This window comes from Allofournierella sp. CML151 (assembly GCF_027853465.1).
Taxonomy (GTDB): Bacteria; Bacillota; Clostridia; order Oscillospirales; family Ruminococcaceae; genus Allofournierella.
The window spans coordinates 126,262-142,626 of the sequence record NZ_JAPNNW010000004.1; the positions used below are offsets into that span (position 1 = coordinate 126,262).

A 16,365-nucleotide genomic window follows, 5' to 3' on the forward strand; every position below is an offset into this window, starting at 1 on the left:
CCGGATATCCACGCCTCCCACAGTAAAATTGCAGACAGGCAAAAGCCCCGGCCGCCGAAAAGCATTTTTCAGCGGCCGGGGCTTGTTTTCTATCCTATTTTTCCGGTTATTCCGTCTGCCTCATCCGTTCCACCACCGGCTGCCCGGCACCGAAGTGCAGAGCCAGCCGCGGAACCAGCAGCCCCAGCACAACCAGCACCGGAACCGCCGCCAGAAGCGGCCAAATCACAAACCGGTAGCTGGTAAAGAACAGGCCATCCACCAGCGGCTTCACGCACAGCAGTGAAACGCCGACCCCAACGGCCAGACTGCACAGGACGGTGAACAACGCATAGCAGCTGCCCTCCAGCATGACCATCGTTTGAAGCTGCCGCCTGGTCATGCCGATGGCCTCCAGCATGGCAAATTCCCGGCGGCGGGTCACAATGCCCGTCAGGATGGAGTTGATGAAGTTCAGTACACCGATCAACCCGATCACCAGCGAGAGCGAGCCGCCCACCGCCACGAACAGGAACCGAATTCCAGAATACTCCTGGATATAGCCATCCCGGGAACGGTAATCCATCAGCGGGTCGATCTGCGTGGTGTAGAGGTTCAGGTATTGCTCCATGGCGTCCACCGACTCCGGCTCCACCTCAAAGGCATAGTTCATCTTGTTGGCGGTGTTGCACATTCCCGCATACACATCCGCTGTGGTGTAATAGACAAATTCGGAAAAGCTGGCCTGCGCTGTCTCGCAGTAATAGGCGGGGTTGATCACCGAGAGGATGGTGAAGGTATGCCGGGCGCCATCTGCATCGTACAGGGTAACCACATCGCCCGCTTTGTGGCGCTGGTTTGGCTCCAGCTTACCTTCGTCGTTCACCTGACCTGCAAACAGAATGTATTCACCGGTGGAAAGCTTCTGCAGGATCGTTTCCGGGTCGCGCTCCCCTTCCATCACCTGCAGATTGTTCAGAATGAAATCATCCGCTCCATAGATTACGGTGAGAGGATTCTTTCCCTCGTCCACCGCCTGGGGCCGGTTTTTTCCGTCATTCCGGCAGGGGTTCCCCGCTTCGTCCCAGATGGTATCCTCCGGCCACTGATACTCCTCCACCCAGGAATAGATGTCGCACCAGATCGCTCCGCCCTGCACAAAGCCCTCCTGCGCCTGCACATTGGCAATCAATGTATCGCTCACCGCATCCTCACCGTCCAGCGCCCGGAAGGAGTCAATTCCCCAATAGCGGGCATTTGCCACCACAAAATCCGTTTTGATAAAACGGGCCAGATATTTGTCCATGTCAAAGCTGCCCGTCAGCGTGAACACACTGTTCATGAGCACCAGCGAAAGACTCATGGAAAGAACCACCAGCACGGCGCGGCGCTTGTTGCGCCCCACATTGGACAGAGCCATCCGCCAGAGCTTCCCGCCGCCGGTGGAACGCTTTGCCTTTTTGGCAGCCTTGCCGTTTCCTTCGGTATACCGGACAGCCTCCACCGGAGAAACCTTTGCGGCAAGCCGGGCGGGCTTACGCATGCTTAGCAGCACGGTGATCACCGAAAAGGCCGCAGCCCCCAGAAAAACCGCCGGGTTCAGCGCCAGTTTGACCTCGTCCACCGTATTGAGCATCTGCAAAATGAGCGGTGTAAACGCGGTGCCCAGCAAAAAGCCCAGCACCAGCCCCACAGGGATTCCAAAGCCGCACAGCACCAGCGCCTGGCGGCGCAGAATCTGCCGGATCTGTTTTGCGGTGGTCCCGATGGTTTTCAGCAGCCCATAATAGCGGATGTCCTGCATGACGGAAATCTGAAAGATGTTATAGATAATCAGATATCCGGTGAGCATGATGAGCAGAAGAAGTCCTGCCACTGCGCCGATGCTGGTCCAGTCGGTAATGCCAGCCCCCACATAGGCCCAGTTTTCGTTCCACTCCACCTCTTCCGCAAGGCCCGCCTTTTCGGCCATGGCCCGCAGCTTACCGCTGATATTCATGCCATTGGAAAAGGTTACGTCACACTGAATCAATCCCACCTGGCTGCCGGTCTGCTCGCTTGCCTCGGCCAGTTCATCGGCATGCTCCGTGAGATAGGCTTCGCTCACGATACCAAAGCCCGTGTTCATGATATCACTGTAGCCGAACCAGCCCACCAGCGTGAACTGACGCTCAATCACCGGCTGGTCATAGCCCATCTTCAGCTGCAGCGTAATGGTCTGCCCTTCCTCGGGAGTGATACCCAGCAGCTCCAGGCTGCGCTCGTCCATGGCAATCTCGTTCGCTGCCTGGGGTGCACGGCCGCCGGTCAGCTGGCAGAACCGGCGCTCGTAGGCATCCGGCTGCTGATACCACAGCTCCAGATGACGCTTTAAGAACTCCGGATTTTCCACCTCATAGGCACAAATGATATTCCGGTCCAGAATGGCACCCGCCGGGGCCACCTGCTTGAGCTGTTCAAACTGCTCCTGGGTAAGGTCCTTGAAGGTGCCGTGGGCACTGCCTCCGGACTGGAGCATGGTGCTGTATTGAAAGGAAGCAATCAAATTGCCGCCAATGGAAAACACACTGGTGAACAGGATGGTGGTGAGTACAATTGCCAATATAGCAATCAGATTACGGCCCCGGTTTGCCCGGAAGCTTTTGTCCGCCAGGCGATACAAAGCCTTGCGGTTGTCGATCTTTAACACAGCCCATCACCGCCCTTCCCGGATGCGGCCATCCTCAATGCGCACAATCCGGTCCGCCAGCTGGGCAATCTCCTCGTTGTGGGTGATCATTACAATGGTCTGCCCGAATCGCTCGCTGGTCACCCGAAGCAGACTGAGCACATCCTGGCTGGTCTTGGAATCCAGATTGCCGGTGGGCTCATCCGCCAGCAGAATGGCGGGCTTCGTGGCCAGCGCCCGGGCAATGGCCACCCGCTGCTGCTGGCCGCCGGAAAGCTGGCTGGGCAGGCTTTGCAGCTTGTTTTCCAGCCCCAGTGTGGCGATGATCCGGCTCACGAAGGCCCGGTCCACCCGGTTGCCATCCAGTTCAATGGGCAGCACGATGTTCTCGTATACGTTCAGCACCGGCACAAGATTATAGCTTTGAAACACAAAGCCGATCTTGCGGCGGCGGAAGATGGTGAGCGCGTCCTTTTTCAGCTGGAAGATGTCCTTGCCTTCCACCAGTACCTTACCGCTGGTGGGTTCATCCAGCCCGCCCAGCATGTGCAGCAGGGTGGATTTTCCGCTGCCGCTGGTGCCCACGATGGCCACGAATTCCCCTTCCTCCACGGTCAGGTCCACCCCGTCCAGGGCGCGCACCTGGGTCTCGCCCTCGCCGTAGTATTTTTTCAGCGCTCTTGTTTCCAGAACGTTCATTCCCCCAAAACCTCCCAATAAAAATAGTCTGTGCAGCAAAGAATGCGCGAAGCACTTTTCTTTACAGCACAGACTATACCAAACAAAGCTTACCGCAGCCTTACGGGCAGCGGGACAAATCGAACAGTTCTGTCACATTTGCGCTTCCAGGGGCAGATACAGCGAAAACTCACTGCCCTTGCCCGGCTCCGATGCCAGCTTGATGTAACCGCCCTGCAGCGTGGCAATCTGCCTTGCCAGGGCCAGTCCTACTCCGACACCCGGGCTTTTTGGCGCGGCGCTGCCCCGGTAGAACCGCCGGAATACCGCCGCCTGCTCCGATTCCGGAATGCCGGGACCGTCGTCCCTCACAGTAACACGGCAGAACATGGCATACTGCTCACAGGCAACAGATACATGCCCGCCCGCCGGGGTGTACTTGATGGCGTTGTCCACCAGGTTGCCCACCGCCTCCTGAGTCCACTTACAGTCAAAGCAGGCCCGGGCACCAGTAGATGCAACCCTCAGTGAAACGCCCTTCTGTTCGGCCACGGGTCGGAAGGAATATTCCAGCGCCTGCAGCAGTGGTTCCAGCGATTGAACCTGGGCCACGGGCTGAACAACTCCACTTTCCAGGCGGGACAGCTTGACCAGCGCCTCGATTAAAAACCGGAGCTTTTCCGCCTCGGTGTTGATCTGAGCCAGCATAGGGCGGGCAGCTTCGGGCAGTGGCTGCTCATCCAGCAGCTGCCCATAGAGCAGAATGTTCGCCAACGGAGTCTTGGTCTGATGGGAGATATCGCCGATCAGGGACTTGATGCGTCCCCGGTCCTCCTCGATGGCCCTGCGGGAAAGCTGGCTGGAGTGCAGAAAGCGGCTCAGCTTTTCCTCCAGGCGGGAAAGCCGGGCTTCGCTGTAGTCGCCCTGTTCAAAGCTGCCTGCAATGGTCTGCTCCAGCATCTGTTCCAGGCGGCGCATGGTGCGCCGGGTGTACCAGCCATATACAGCAACACCAACACCTGCCGCCGTGACCACCAGCGCGCCCAATCCCAGCAACAGAGCCAGCTGCCCGGGAGTGATGCCGAAAAACCAGTCATTCATCGGCGTTCCCCTTCCAGGTATAGCCCACGCCGTAGACCGTTTGGATATAACGCGGGCGGCGCGGGTCTTCTTCCAGCTTGGCGCGCAGGCGGCGTACCGCTACCGACAGGGTGTTTTCGTCCACGAATTCACCGCCATCCCACACCTGATCCAGCAAGGTATCCCGGGGAACGATCTGCCCCCGGTTCTTCACCAACAGCTGCAGCAGGCGCTGTTCGGTGCGGCTGAGTGCCAGCTCAACACCCTGCCTTTCAAACCGGAGCCGGGCGAAGTCGAACCGGAAAGGGCCGACTTCCACCAGCTCCAGCCCGGCGGGTGTGCGGCGGCGCAGCGCCGCAGTGACCCTTGCCCGCAGCACCGCAAGACTGAAGGGCTTGGTGATATAATCGTCGCCACCTGCTTCCAGCGCCGCCACCTCGCTGTACTCGGTATCGTTGGCGGTGAGAAAAAGCACCGGCACCGGGTCCCGCCGGTCGCGCAGCTGGCGGCAAAGCTCCAGCCCGCTGCCGTCCGGCAGGCCCAGATCCAGAAGGATCAGGGAAAACGCCTGCACCTGCAATGCCTGCCGGGCCTCAGCCAACGAGGCACAGCGAACAAATTCATAGGGCTGCTGACTGAATGCCAGAGCAATTCCCTCGCTCAGCGCCGCATCGTCCTCCACCAACAGAATGGTTTCCATGGAATCCCTCTTTGCTTTCTTATTCAGTCACCCGGTCCCGTTCCAGGATGGGGCTCAGGTATTTGCCGGTGTAAGAGGCAGGTACCTTGGCTACCTCTTCCGGGGTGCCGGTGGCCACGATGGTGCCGCCCTCGTCACCGCCCTCGGGGCCCAGATCAATGATATAATCTGCCCGCTTGATAATATCCAGATTATGCTCGATGATGACCACGGTGTTGCCCGCGTCCACCAGACGATCCAGTACGGTGATGAGCTTGTGCACGTCCGCCACATGCAGGCCGGTGCTGGGCTCATCCAGCACGTATACGGTCTGGCCGGTCTCCCGCTTGGCCAGCTCCAGCGCCAGTTTTACGCGCTGAGCCTCGCCGCCGGAGAGAGTGGTCGCGCTCTGGCCCAGCTTGATATAGCCCAGGCCCACGTCCAGCAGGGTCTGCAGCTTGCGGTGAATGCGGGGAATGTTGGCAAAGAAGGTGCAGGCCTCCTCCACCGTCATGTCCAGCACATCGGCAATGCTCTTGTCCTTGTATTTTACCTCAAGGGTTTCCCGGTTGTAGCGGGCGCCCTTACACACCTCACAGGGCACGAAGATATCCGGCAAAAAGTGCATCTCGATCTGCACAATGCCGTCGCCCTCACAGGCTTCGCAGCGGCCGCCCTTCACGTTGAAGCTGAACCGGCCGGGGCCGTAGCCGCGCATCTTGGCATCCTGCGTCTGGGCAAACACGTTGCGGATGTCGGTGAACACGCCGGTGTAGGTGGCCGGGTTGGAACGGGGCGTGCGGCCGATGGGTGCCTGGTCGATGCCGATGACCTTATCCACGTTTTCCAGGCCCTTGATCTCCTTGTATTTGCCGGGGCGGCGCTTGGCGCCGTTCAGCTCCATGGCCAGGGCCTTATAGAAGATCTCGTTGATCAGGCTGGACTTACCGCTGCCGGATACACCGGTCACGCAGATCATCTTACCCAACGGGATATCCACGTTCACATTCTTCAGATTGTTCTCGGCCGCGCCCACGATACGCAACTTTTTGCCGTTACCCTTGCGGCGGGTAGCAGGCACTTCGATTCGTTTGCGGCCGGACAGATACGCGCCGGTGATGCTGCGGGGGGCTTTGCAGATATCCTCCACCGAACCCTCGGCCACAACCTCGCCGCCGTGTACGCCCGCGCCGGGACCAATGTCCACGATGTAGTCTGCCTGGCGCATGGTGTCTTCGTCGTGCTCCACCACCACCAGTGTGTTGCCCAGATCCCGCAGCCGTTTCAGGGTGGCGATCAGCTTGTCGTTGTCCCGCTGGTGTAGGCCGATGCTGGGCTCGTCCAGCACATAGAGTACACCGGTAAGGGCGCTGCCGATCTGGGTGGCCAGACGGATGCGCTGGCTCTCGCCGCCGGACAGGCCGGATGCACCCCGGGCAAGGGTCAGGTAATCCAGACCCACGCTCTGCAAGAAGCCCAGCCGCTCACGCACCTCTTTCAGGATGCCGTCGCCGATGCGGTGCTCCTGATCGGTCAGTTGGATGTCGTTGATGAAGTTCAGCTCCTGGCGCACGCTCATTTCGCACAGGTCGCTGATGTTCACCCCACCCACGGTGACCGCCAAGCTGGTGGGCTTGAGTCGCTTGCCATGGCAGTCCGGGCATTCCACCCCGTTCATCACGGTGGCGATCTCTTCCTTCATCCACTCGCTGCTGGTTTCCCGGAAACGGCGCTCCAGATTGTTCACGATGCCCTCAAATTCGTTCAGGTAACGGCCGGAACCGAACTCGTTTTCCCGGTGCATCTCGATGCGTTCGCCGCCGGTGCCGTAGAGAATGGCGTTCACCGCCTCGGCGCTCATCTCCCTGATGGGGGTATCCAACGTGAAACCGTATTTTTTGCCCAGGCCCTTGTAGTACATCTCGCTGATCGAGCCTTCGGCGTAGTACCAGCCGCTAGCCTTGATGGCTCCCTCCCGGATGGACAGGTCCTTGTTGGGGATAATCAGCTCCGGGTCCACTCGCATAAAGGTACCCAGACCGGTGCAGCGTTCGCAGGCGCCAAAGGGGTTGTTGAAGCTGAACATGCGGGGCTCCAACTCGTCGATGGAGATGCCGTGGTCCGGGCAGGCATAGCTCTGGCTGAACTGCATCTCCTCCCCGCCGCTCACGTCGATGGTCACCAGACCGCCGGTGAGGGCGATGGCCGTCTCCAGCGAGTCTGCCAGACGGCTCTGCACGGTGTCGTTAATGACCAGACGGTCCACCACGATCTCCACCGTGTGCTTTTTGTTCTTTTCCAGACTGATCTCTTCATCCAGGTCATAGAGGTTGCCGTCGATGCGCACGCGGGCATAGCCGCCCCGCCGGGCTGCCTCCAGCTCCTTCTGCTGGGTACCCTTGCGGCCCCGCACCACCGGAGCCAACACCTGGAACTTGGTACCCTTGGGCAGCGCCAGAATGGCGTCCACCATCTGATCCACCGTCTGCTGGCTGATCACCCGGCCGCAGATGGGGCAATGAGGCACGCCGATGCGGGCGTACAAAAGGCGCAGATAGTCGTAAATTTCCGTCACGGTACCCACGGTGGACCGGGGGTTCCGGTTGGTGGTTTTCTGGTCGATGGAGATGGCGGGCGAAAGGCCCTGAATGTCATCCACATCCGGCTTTTCCATCTGGCCCAGGAACTGGCGGGCGTAACTGGAAAGACTCTCCATATATCGGCGCTGGCCATCCGCATAAATGGTGTCGAAGGCCAGGCTGGACTTGCCGCTGCCGGACAGGCCGGTCATCACGATCAGCTTGTCCCGCGGGATGGTCAGATTTACATTTTTCAGGTTGTGCTCGCGGGCACCCTTGATGACGATCTTATCGTTATTCAATGCTCAGAACTTTCCTTTCCTCTTTTTCGGCTTTGCTTCGGAGGCGTCGTCGTTCGGATTCTCGCCCCGGCGCAGCTTTTCAATGCGGTCACGCAGGAAGGCCGCGTGCTCGAATTCCAGCAGCTTGGCCGCCTCCTTCATCTCGCGGGTCAGGCGGGTGATCAGCTGCTCCCGCTCCGCCTTGCTCATGCGGCGGGTACCAAGCTTCGCGTTCTCCTTGTGGTCGCTGATTTCAATGCTGTCACGGATGTTCTTCACGATGGTTTTCGGAGTGATACCGTGGGCCTCGTTGTAGGCCATCTGGATAGAGCGGCGGCGCTCGGTCTCGGTGATGGCCTTCTCCATGCTGGGAGTGACCTCATCCGCATACATGATTACGATGCCTTCTGCATTTCGGGCGGCACGGCCGATGGTCTGCACCAGACTGGTCTCGCTGCGCAAAAAGCCTTCCTTGTCCGCGTCCAGAATCGCCACCAGCGATACCTCCGGCAGGTCCAGGCCCTCGCGCAGCAGGTTGATGCCCACGATCACGTCGATGGTGCCAGTACGCAGGTCCTTGATCAGCTCCATCCGCTCGAAGGTATCCACCTCGTGGTGCATATATTTGACCTTGACCCCGTGCTCGGTGAGGAAGTCGGTCAGGTCCTCAGCCATCTTCTTGGTCAGGGTAGTCACCAGCACCCGCTCGTTCCGGGCGGTGCGCTGGTTGATCTCGCCCAGCAGATCCTCGATCTGGCCCTCCACCGGCTTCACAATAATCTGGGGGTCCAACAGGCCGGTGGGGCGGATCACCTGCTCGGCCACCCGCACGCTGTGCTCCCGCTCGTATTCGCCGGGCGTTGCGCTCACGAATACGATCTGGTTCAGCTTGCTTTCCACCTCCTCGAATTTGAGGGGGCGGTTATCGAAAGCGGAGGGCAGGCGGAAACCGAAGTCCACAAGGGTTTTCTTGCGGGCGTAGTCGCCGCCGTACATGGCCCTCAGCTGGGGCAGCATCACATGGCTCTCGTCCACAAACAGCAAAAAGTCCTTGGGAAAGTAATCCAGCAGCGTGGTGGGGGTGGAACCGGGCGCACGGCCGGAAAGCACCGCGGAATAGTTCTCGATGCCCTTGCACATGCCCACTTCCTGGAGCATCTCCATATCGTAGTTGGTGCGCTGGGCAATGCGCTGGGCCTCCAGCAGCTTGCCCTCCTCGGTGAACTTCTTCACCTGCCGGTCCATCTCTTCCCGGATGCTCACAAGGCCCGCCTGCATCTTTTCCGGGGAAACGATGTAGTGGCTGGCCGGGAAAATGGCCACGTGTTTGACCACGTTTTTCCGCTCGCCGGTGAGGGGGTTCATCTCGCTGATGCGGTCGATCTCGTCCCCGAAGAATTCCACCCGGATGGCCACGTCGTTCATGTAGGCCAGGTTGATCTCCACGGTGTCGCCCCGAACACGGAACTTGTTGCGCACGAAGTTGATGTCGTTGCGCTCGTATTGCAGCTTCACCAGCCGTTTGCACAGCTCGTCCCGGTCCATCTGCATGCCGGGGCGCAGGCTGATCACCATGCTCCGGTAGTCGATGGGGTCGCCCAGGCTGTAGATGCAGGACACACTGGCTACGATAATCACATCCCGCCGCTCGGACAAAGCCGCTGTGGCGGAATGGCGCAGCCGGTCGATTTCGTCATTGATGGCGCTGTCCTTTTCGATGTAGGTATCGGTGGACGGAATATAGGCCTCCGGCTGGTAGTAGTCGTAGTAGGAAACGAAATATTCCACCGCGTTCTCCGGGAAGAACTCCCGGAACTCGGTGCAAAGCTGGGCCGCCAGGGTCTTGTTATGGGCCAGCACCAGTGTGGGCCGGTTGACCTTGGCAATCACGTTGGCCATGGTAAAAGTCTTGCCGCTGCCGGTCACACCCAGCAGGGTCTGGGCCTTATCGCCGTTCAGGATGCCCTGGGCCAGTGTTTCAATGGCCTGGGGCTGGTCGCCCGTTGGCTGATAGGGTGCTACAAGTTTAAACTGATCCATTCGATCATCCTTTCTGTTCGCGGGTAGAACCGCGGGTTTTCTGCCGGCCGCCTCAGGTAAACAGGCTCTGGAACCGGTCGCTCTGCCGCAGGGAAATATACCCATCCGGCGCAACGATCACATGGTCCACCAGCTTCAGACCCAGTGTCCCCAGCTTCTGGCGGATCTGGCTGGTCAGATTCATATCTTCCCGGGAGGGCAGTGCAAAGCCTCTGGGGTGGTTATGGGCCAGCACCAGCTGGGTGGCCCCCAGGGTGATCATCCGGCTGCTGAGTACGTTCACAAACACCGACGAGGCGTTCACCGTGCCCTCAAAGCACTTTTCCACCTTGAGGATATGATTGCGGTCGTCCAGATACATGGCGTAGACCTGCTCCACCCGGGCACCGTAAAACAGCGACTCCATGTGTTCGCCGATTTCTTCCAGGCTTTTCACGGTGCGCACCGGACGGGTTTTGTGCTGGTGGTAGCGCCGGTCCACCGCCAGAAACAGGCGGATCAGCCGGGCGGTGGCAGGGCCCACACCCTCCACCTGAGTGAGCTCCTGCTCACTGGCCTCCAACACCCGGTCCAGCCCACCGAAATGATCCATCAGCGCGTGGGCAATCGGGTTCACATCCTTGCGCGGAATGGCATGAAACAGGATGTATTCCAGCACCTCATGATCGGAAAAGCCATCGAAGCCGGTCTCTTCAAACCGCTTACGCATCCGCTGGCGGTGGTTTGCGTGAATCTGCTGCTGCGCCATTCCGTGTTCCCCGTTCCCTTCAAAGTTACGCTTTACGCGCTATCCTTTATATTATATACTATTTACAGGTTATTGGAAAGAGAGGAACCTTTTGAATGAAACGCTTTACCGCGGGCACCAATGAGGAAGGCGTACGCCTTTCCCGTTTTGTGCAAAACGTTACTGTTAATCTGCCCAACAGCTTGCTGTACAAGAGCTTTCGGAACAAACGCATCAAGGTAAACGGCAAAAAAGCCGACGCGGATTACCGCATTCATGCCGGGGATGTGATGGAGCTTTATATCAACGACGAGTTCTTTTCCGCTGCTCCTGCGCCCAAGGCACCGGCCCGCCGTCAGCCGCCGGTTCAGGTGGTCTACGAGGACGAGAATCTGGCGGTGCTGTACAAGCCCGCTCACCTGCTCTGCCACTCGGACCGCACCGGCGACGCCAATCTGGTGGATGCCTTCACCGCTTATCTTACCCAGAAAGGCGAATATATTGCCGGGCAGGAGCATACCTTTGCCCCCGCGCTGTGCAACCGGCTGGACCGGGGCACCGAGGGTCTGGTGGTGGCCGCGAAGAATTATGCCGCGCTGCGGGACATGAACGAGATCATCCGCACCGATCTGGTGCGCAAGGAGTACCTTACCATCACTTTCGGCAAGCCGCCCAAGGGCCGACACACCGCCTGGCTGCGCCACAATGAATCCAACAACAAGGTGCAGGTGCGTGCCGACGCCGCCGAGGGCTTCAAAGAGATCATCACCGAGGTGACTCCGGAAAAGGTAATCGGTCCCTTCACCCTCTGTCGCATCGGGCTGGTGACCGGCCGCACCCATCAGATTCGCGCACATCTGGCGTTTCTGGGTGCACCGGTGCTGGGCGACATCAAATACGGCAACCGGAAGTGGAACGAGAAGGCCGGCCTAAAGACCCAGGCCCTGTGTGCAGTACAACTGACTTTCGGCCAGATCCCGGAGGAAAGCTCGCTGCATTACCTGAGCGGCAAGCAGATCCGTTTGGAGAAGCCTCAGATTCTGACCACCTTCAACGACCTGGCCAAGCTGGGGCCCCGGTGAATTCTTTCGGCAACCAGGCTGCATATTCTTGCATTTTGCCTGTTCCGGCCACTGTTTTCCCCTGTTTTGCAGAGAATAAGGCTGCTTGATATTTGCTTTTTGAAAAAGATTTTCACGCCCGTCACATTTAGTGTCGGGCTTTTTGTTGTTTCTCTTACCTTTAAGACATAAGAAAAAGAGCGAAACACGTTCGTAAAACGTGTTTCGCTCTTTTGTTTGAACCATCTTCCCCGGCATGCACGCATCAAAAGAGGCGCAGATCGCGGAAAGTAAATGATCAGAAGAAGCTCACCTGGCTGGTGTCCGGCAGACCGCCCAGAGCACCCACATTTTTCAGGTTCTCCATCACAGCGCTGGAAACACCGGTGGCCTGCTGAAGCTCCTCGATGGACAGGTATTCCTGCCCGTTAATGGTGGCCCGCTCCAGCGCAACCGCGGCGGACTCACCCACACCCTTCAGAGAGGCGAAGGGCAGACGGACCTTGTCATCTTCCACCACGTACTGGGTGGCCCGGCTCTTGCCCAGCTGAATGGGCAGGAACTCATAGCCGCGAGCCAGCATCTCGTTCACCAGCTGCAGCGAAACCTGGATATCTTCGTCCTTGGCTTTCCGCTCCTCCCGCAGGCGGGCGTTTACCTCTTTCAGATGCTGCTGTGCCACTTTCACGCCGCCCACCGCTGCTTCATAGTCGATGTCGTCGCCGCGGACGGTGAAGTAGGTGGCGTAAAATGCCTGGGGATGGTACACCTTGAACCACATCAGCCGGATGGCCGCAATCAGATAGGCCACGGCGTGAGCCTTGGGGAACATGTACTTGATCTTGCGGCAGGAATCCATGTACCAGTCCGGCACACCGCACTCCTTCATGGTCTCCTCCGCTCCCGGCGGGAAACCGCCCTTTGCCACCTTGCCCTTTCGGGTCAGCTCCATGATGTTAAAGGCCAGCTTGGGCTCCAGGCCCTTGTGCAACAGGTAGGTCATGATGCTGTCACGACAGCCGATCACGTCGGAAATGGTGCACACGCCGTCCTTGATCAGGTCCTGGGCGTTGCCGTTCCAAACGTCAGTGCCGTGGGAAAGGCCGGAAATCTGAATCAGGTCGCTGAAGTTCTTCGGCTGAGCTTCAATGAGCATCTGCCGCACGAAGGGAGTGCCCAGCTCCGGAATGCCGAAGGTGCCGGTCTGGCTGTCGATCTGCTCCGGGGTAACACCCAGCGCCTCTGTGGATACCAGCAGACTGATCACCTTGGTATCGTTCATGGGCACCTTTTCCATGGGGATGCCGGTCATGTTCTCCAGATACTTGTACATGGTGGGCACATCATGGCCCAGCTCGTCCAGCTTCAGCAAAGTATCGTGGAGGTATTTGAATTCGAAGTGGGTGGTAAGCACACCCTTTTCCTTATCGTCGGCGGGATGCTGGATGGGACAGAAGTCCTGAATCTCGTGCACATCCGGCACGACCACCATGCCGCCCGGGTGCTGGCCGGTGGTACGCTTCACGCCGGTGCAGCCCTGGGTGAGCCGGTTCTCCTCCGCACGGTTCACAATGCGGCCCCGCTCCTCCAGATATTTTTTCACATAGCCGTAGGCAGTCTTATCCTGCAGACCGGACACAGTGCCCGCCTTGAACACGAACTCCTTGCCGAACAGCTCCTCTGTGTACCGGTGCACGTAGCTCTGGTACTCACCGGAGAAGTTCAGGTCGATATCCGGCTCCTTGTCGCCGTCGAAGCCCAGGAAGGTCTCGAAGGGAATGTCGTGGCCGTCCACGATCAGAGGCGCGCCGCAGCAGGGGCAGTTTTTGTCCGGCAGGTCGAAGCCGTCGGCCACGCTGCCATCGGTGATAAACTCGCTGTACTGGCAGTTGGGGCACAGGTAATGGGGCGGCAAGCTGTTCACCTCGGAAATTCCCGAGAAATGGGCCACCGCAGAGGAGCCAACTGAACCACGGCTGCCCACCTGGTACCCATTTTGGTTTGAAAAGGCAACCAGCTTTACAGCAATTACATACAGAACCGCAAAGCCGTGGCCGCAAATGGAATCCAGTTCCCGCTGCAAACGAGCCCGCACCAGCTCCGGCAAGGGGTCGCCGTAATGCTTTTTGGCGGTGTTCCAGGTGGCATCGCGCAGCTGCTGCTCGGCGCCCTCGATGGAAGGCGGGAAGGTCCCCTTGGGAATGGCCCGCACTCCCCCGTCCACCATGTCGGCAATCTTGTTGGGGTTGGTCACCACGATTTCAAAGGCCTTTTCCTTGGGCAGATAGTTGAACTGATTGAGCATATCCTCAGTGGTGCGGTAGTACAGCGGCGCCTGATTGTCTGCGTCCTTGAAACCGTTGCCGGCCTGCAGCACCGCCCGGTAGACCGAGTCCTCCGGGTCCTGGAAATGAACGTCGCCGGTGGCCACCACCGGCTTGTTCAGCACCTCGCCCAGCTTGATAATCGTCCGGTTGAAGTCCTGGATCTTGTCCATGGAATCCACCAGATGCTCGCGCACCATGTATTCGTTATTCCCCAGAGGCTGGACCTCCAGAAAATCGTAATATTCCGCGATCTGACACAGCTTTTCAAAGCTCTGACCCTCCACAACAGCTCTGTAAAGCTCACCTGCTTCACAGGCCGAACCAATCAAAAGTCCGTCCCGATACTTGTTCAGAATGCTGCGCGGCACCCGAGGTTTCTTAAAGAAGTAGTTGGTATGGGCCTCGCTGACGATCTTGTACAGATTTTTCAGGCCCACCTGATTGCGCACCAGAATGATCAGGTGATAATACTTCTTTTTGATGACCTCTTTGTTGCCACCGCCCAGACCAATGTTGATATCCTCCAGACGCTCGATCTTCTTTTCCGCCAGATCCTCCAGCATCTTGCAGAAGATCTTGGCCAGGGCCATAGCGTCATCCACCGCCCGGTGATGGTTGAAGGGTTCAATCTCCAGATGGTCGTTGATGGTATCCAGCTTATAGTTACGCAGGCCCGGATACAGATTCTGGGCCATGGGCAGGGTATCGATGTAGGCGTTGTCCAGCTCGATACCCGCCCGCTTTGCGGCAATGTGCATAAAGCGCATGTCGAACTTGTGGGCGTTGTGGGCAATGAGCACCCGGCCCTTCGCAAATTCCGCAAACATGCGCACCGCCTCGTCCGGCGTGGGGGCGTCCGCCACCATACTGTCGTTGATGCCGGTGAGCTCCACGATCTTGGGTGGAATCGGTTTGCCTGGGTTCACGAAGGTACCGAAAGTCTCGGTGATCTGGCCGTTCTCCACCACCACCGCGCCAATCTCGGTAAGGAACTCGGTGTTGGGGTCCAGACCGGTGGTCTCGGTATCGTACACCACAAAGCTGCCGCTCATGGGACCGGTGGCCTCGCCGTACAGCACCGGGATCATATCATCCACAAAGTAGGCCTCAACGCCGTAAATAACCTTGAAGTCCGGATCGCTCTTGCGGATGGCATCCGCTGCCAGCATCGCTTCCGGGAATCCTTGTACCACGCCGTGGTCGGTGATGGCGATAGCCCGATGGCCCATGCGATGAGCAGTACGCACAATCTCGCCCGGGTCACAGAAGCCATCCATGCTGCTAAGCTTGGTATGCAGGTGCAGCTCTACCCGCTTCTGGGGAGCGTTATCCTCCCGCTTGCGGCGCTCCACCTGCAGCACATCATAGGGATAGACCACATAATCGTGCTCATATTTATCGTAGGTGCATTCGCCCTTCAGCACCAGGGTAGTGCCCTTTTTCAGCTCCTCCCACTTGCTGAAGTCCTCCCCTTCCCGGCTGCGGAGCTTCAGATTGATGGAGCCGGTGTAGTCGGTGATGGAAACGATGTAGCTCTTCTGGAAGTTGCCCTTGACCTCCACCGCGAACACGTCGCCCCAGATCATCACGCGGCCACCATCGCCGCCCAGATCTTTCAGCGGGGTCAGCTCGCCGGGCTTGAAGTTCTTGCCATGGAACAGCTTGACCGGCTTGTCGGTCAGGTCCAGGCCAGGGATCTTGATGGGCGGCAGGCCCTTCTTCTCCTCGAACTTCACGGTGGGCACCTTCTGCAGTACCTTCTTCTCCCATTCCTCCACTGTGGCAGTCTTACCGGTCTGGGCAAGCTCCACCTGAGGCAGGGTTCCGGTGCGCTGCTCGATGCGCTGAGCCAGCGCCTGGGGGAATTGAATTTCCTCCAGAATCTTTTTGCCCACCTTGATGTGCAGCCGGATGGTCTGGCCCTCAATATCAATAGCGGCATGGTCCAGAAAGCCGTTGACCGGATAATCCTCGTCCCGCAGTTCACCGATCAGCTTCTGGATACTCTCCGGCGTGATAGTCTCGTAGGGGAAACTGTTCTGGATCTCTACCTGAAAGCCATCGAACAAAGGGCTGAGCGAGGTGCACAGGCGGTCACACAGGCTCACCGGCAACGGCGCACCGCTGCGCAGGTGGATTCGGATCTTCCGGCTCAGGCGCAGCATCTCCACATGTTCCACCAGCACCCCCGCAAAGCAACGGGCAAAGGTTTCGTCCACCGTGAACTGGGGCCACAGTTGTGTTACCAAAGGTTTCAATGAGGTTG

Annotated in this window: 9 protein-coding genes; 1 reads left to right on the forward strand and 8 read right to left on the reverse strand. The window is 58.8% G+C overall.

Going from position 1 to position 16,365, the window contains the following annotated elements; genetic code table 11:
* Positions 1 to 106: 106 nt before the first annotated feature.
* From PH256_RS04640 to PH256_RS04670, 7 genes are all read right to left on the reverse strand, one after another.
* On the reverse strand, positions 107 to 2,668 hold the full coding sequence (locus tag PH256_RS04640) for an ABC transporter permease (protein ID WP_270913176.1): 2,562 nt from the start codon (positions 2,666 to 2,668) through the stop codon (positions 107 to 109).
* Between the two features lie 6 nt (positions 2,669 to 2,674).
* The gene (locus PH256_RS04645; RefSeq protein WP_087183974.1) at positions 2,675 to 3,346 is read right to left on the reverse strand and encodes an ABC transporter ATP-binding protein; all 672 of its coding nucleotides are present in this window, start codon (positions 3,344 to 3,346) and stop codon (positions 2,675 to 2,677) included.
* A gap of 132 nt (positions 3,347 to 3,478) precedes the next feature.
* Entirely contained in the window at positions 3,479 to 4,426 is a 948-nt protein-coding gene (locus tag PH256_RS04650; protein ID WP_270913177.1) for a sensor histidine kinase, read from the reverse strand.
* On the reverse strand, positions 4,419 to 5,105 hold the full coding sequence (locus tag PH256_RS04655; RefSeq protein WP_270913178.1) for a response regulator transcription factor: 687 nt from the start codon (positions 5,103 to 5,105) through the stop codon (positions 4,419 to 4,421). The genes PH256_RS04650 and PH256_RS04655 overlap by 8 nt, the downstream gene beginning before the upstream one ends.
* Positions 5,106 to 5,124: 19 nt before the next feature.
* Positions 5,125 to 7,965, reverse strand: coding sequence for an excinuclease ABC subunit UvrA (gene uvrA / locus PH256_RS04660; RefSeq protein WP_270913179.1), 2,841 nt, complete (start codon positions 7,963 to 7,965; stop codon positions 5,125 to 5,127).
* 3 nt (positions 7,966 to 7,968) lie between these two features.
* Positions 7,969 to 9,984, reverse strand: a complete 2,016-nt coding sequence (uvrB, locus tag PH256_RS04665) for an excinuclease ABC subunit UvrB (RefSeq protein WP_270913180.1) — start codon at positions 9,982 to 9,984, stop codon at positions 7,969 to 7,971.
* A gap of 52 nt (positions 9,985 to 10,036) precedes the next feature.
* Positions 10,037 to 10,732 (reverse strand): JAB domain-containing protein, encoded by a 696-nt coding sequence (locus tag PH256_RS04670; RefSeq protein WP_270913181.1) that lies wholly within the window; start codon positions 10,730 to 10,732, stop codon positions 10,037 to 10,039.
* Positions 10,733 to 10,827: 95 nt separating this feature from the next.
* On the opposite strand from PH256_RS04670, the gene PH256_RS04675 reads away from it, so the two are divergent.
* Positions 10,828 to 11,793, forward strand: a complete 966-nt coding sequence (locus PH256_RS04675) for an RluA family pseudouridine synthase (RefSeq protein ID WP_270913182.1) — start codon at positions 10,828 to 10,830, stop codon at positions 11,791 to 11,793.
* A 277-nt stretch (positions 11,794 to 12,070) separates the two neighbouring features.
* Here the strand turns inward: PH256_RS04675 and PH256_RS04680 are convergent, their stop codons facing one another.
* Positions 12,071 to 16,357, reverse strand: coding sequence for a PolC-type DNA polymerase III (locus tag PH256_RS04680; RefSeq protein WP_270913183.1), 4,287 nt, complete (start codon positions 16,355 to 16,357; stop codon positions 12,071 to 12,073).
* Positions 16,358 to 16,365 lie beyond the last annotated feature (8 nt).

Excerpts from the sequence above, each read along its gene's own strand:
- PH256_RS04655 (WP_270913178.1), bottom strand. The coding sequence starts at position 5,105 with ATGGAAACCATTCTGTTGGTGGAGGACGATGCGGCGCTGAGCGAGGGA.
- PH256_RS04670 (WP_270913181.1), bottom strand. The coding sequence starts at position 10,732 with ATGGCGCAGCAGCAGATTCACGCAAACCACCGCCAGCGGATGCGTAAG.
- uvrB (WP_270913180.1), bottom strand. The coding sequence starts at position 9,984 with ATGGATCAGTTTAAACTTGTAGCACCCTATCAGCCAACGGGCGACCAG.
- PH256_RS04650 (WP_270913177.1), bottom strand. The coding sequence starts at position 4,426 with ATGAATGACTGGTTTTTCGGCATCACTCCCGGGCAGCTGGCTCTGTTG.
- PH256_RS04675 (WP_270913182.1), top strand. The coding sequence starts at position 10,828 with ATGAAACGCTTTACCGCGGGCACCAATGAGGAAGGCGTACGCCTTTCC.
- PH256_RS04645 (WP_087183974.1), bottom strand. The coding sequence starts at position 3,346 with ATGAACGTTCTGGAAACAAGAGCGCTGAAAAAATACTACGGCGAGGGC.